This window comes from Chitinophaga sp. (genome assembly GCF_036569125.1).
Taxonomy (GTDB): domain Bacteria; phylum Bacteroidota; class Bacteroidia; order Chitinophagales; family Chitinophagaceae; genus Chitinophaga.
Genome location: NZ_DATCRF010000531.1, coordinates 1 through 2,155, shown reverse-complemented (window position 1 = coordinate 2,155; position 2,155 = coordinate 1). Strand labels below are relative to the sequence as shown.

At 46.0% G+C, this 2,155-nt stretch carries 1 protein-coding gene; it reads right to left on the bottom strand.

The genetic code is table 11. The features are described from left to right. Positions 1-78: 78 nt before the first annotated feature. Positions 79-2,155: family 78 glycoside hydrolase catalytic domain (locus VIM87_RS19960; protein WP_331998706.1), on the bottom strand; the 2,077-nt coding region annotated here is incomplete at its 5' end.

Genomic DNA, 2,155 nt, shown 5'->3' with positions numbered 1-2,155 from the left:
AACCTCCACTGCCATTTACACGCAGTTGGAAAAAATTAACATTGGGCTTTTTCTCGTTAAAATGGGCGTTAATCTAGCCTACAACTTTGCTGTAAACTTATATTTCCCTTCACCTACCTTTTGCCCAGCCTTACCCGGCACTATAATAGTCGCCGTAGTCCCTGCCGGCACCTCCACTTCCATAAAAAGCTTACCTTCTTTAACCTGCCAGTTAGATACAATCTTTCCATAAGCAGATTCATACGAAGCTTTCACCCATGTGAGGCCACCACCAACATGCGGATGGATAATGATCTCTTTATAACCCGGGCTTGCCGCTTCAATACCCGCTACGGTACGGTATAACCAGTCGCCAACCGCGCCGTATGAATAATGGTTATAAGAAGTAGCCTGAACGGTGCTATCCGGTTTAACCGCATCCCATTTTTCCCAGATAGTGGTAGCGCCCATCTTCACCGCATACAACCAGGAGGGATAGGTGTCCTGGTTAAGCAGTTTAAACGCAAGGTCCGTATACCCGTGCTTACTTAAGGCAAAAAGCAGGTGAGGGGTTCCCAGGAAACCAGTGGCCAGGTGATTTTGTTTTTCTTCAACCAGGTTTGCAAGATGTGTGGCAGCTTTGCTTTGCAGGCTGTCTGGTAGCATGTCCAGCTGTAACGCCAGCACATAGGCAGTTTGCGTATGGGTAATGGCTTTTCCATCGCTGTTAATATAGCGTTTTAAGAACGCAGTTTTAATGCTGTCCAGCAACGTTTCATATTGTGTTATATCATTTTGCAGGCCCAGCACTTTGGCCGATTCAATCAGCAGTTTAGTGGAATGCGCCCAAAAGCATTGATCAATATAAGGAAGAGAAGTAGAATCGCCGGGCGCATACCAGTCGCCATAACCATTGGCTAACCACAGCCCTTCTTTACTTTTGCTTTTGATGTAGTCCACCCAGGCTTTCATGCTCTCATATTGCTGCTGTAAGATGGCCGTATCTCCATATACCCAATACAGCCCCCAGGGAATAATGGTAGCGGCATCTCCCCAGCCGGCAACACCGGATCGTTTACCAAGCTTACGGTACAGGTTAGGAATAATATTAGGCACAGATCCGTCCTCCCTTTGATCTGCTTTCAGATCCTTCAACCACTTCTCAAAGAAGCGCTGCACATGCATATTAAAGGCGGCTGTTCTAAAAAATACCTGCGCGTCTCCCGTCCAGCCAAGCCTTTCACTTCGCTGCGGGCAGTCAGTAGGAATGTCCAGGAAGTTACCTTTCATACTCCATTCAATATTATGCTGCAGTTGATTCAGCATGGGATTAGAACATTCGAAACTGCCGGTGGTTTTAAGTGAGGAGTAGAGCGGGATGGCCTCAAACGTAGTGCTTTTTGCATTAGACCCTTCTACTTTCGCATACCGGAAGCCATGCCAGGTAAAATGTGGTTCCAGAATATCTTCACGGTTGCCTGTAAGAATGTATTGATCTGTGGCGCTGGCAGATCTTAAATTGCCGGTATAAAAATTACCTTCTTTATCAAGTATCTCCGCATGAGCAATGGTAATAGTATCGCCCGGTTTCCCTTTCACCTTTATTAGTACCCAGCCGGCCAGGTTTTGTCCAAAATCAATCACCTGTTCCCCTTTAGGCGTTATAATAATTGCCTTGGGTTTAATGGGCGCGTGTTTTTCTACCGGTTCATTATTGGAAATTTCAAGGGTCGCCTTTGGCGGTATTTCAGTGCTTACCTGTTGCCAGTTGCCGGTTTTCTTACGCGTATCAAAAATTTCACCCCCATAAATATCTGAGTGCAGGATAGGGCCGGTACCACTTTGCCAGGAACTATCGGAAATTATCAGCTGTGTGCTGCCATCCTTATATCGGATAGAGATCTGTAAAAGCAATGCAGCCTTACTTCCATAATTATCACGCTCGTCAAAACCGCCAAACATACCGCGGTACCATCCCTCGCCAACGGTCACGGTAATAATGTTATTGCCCTTTTTAAGTTGCCGGCTAACATCATATTGTTGGTATAAAATGCGGTTATCGTAGCTGGTCCAGCCAGGTGCAAAATAAGCGGTTCCGATCCTTTTATTATTCAACGCTGCCTCGTACACTCCCAAAGCTGTTATGAGTGCAGTGGCAGATTGTATAGGTTTATTT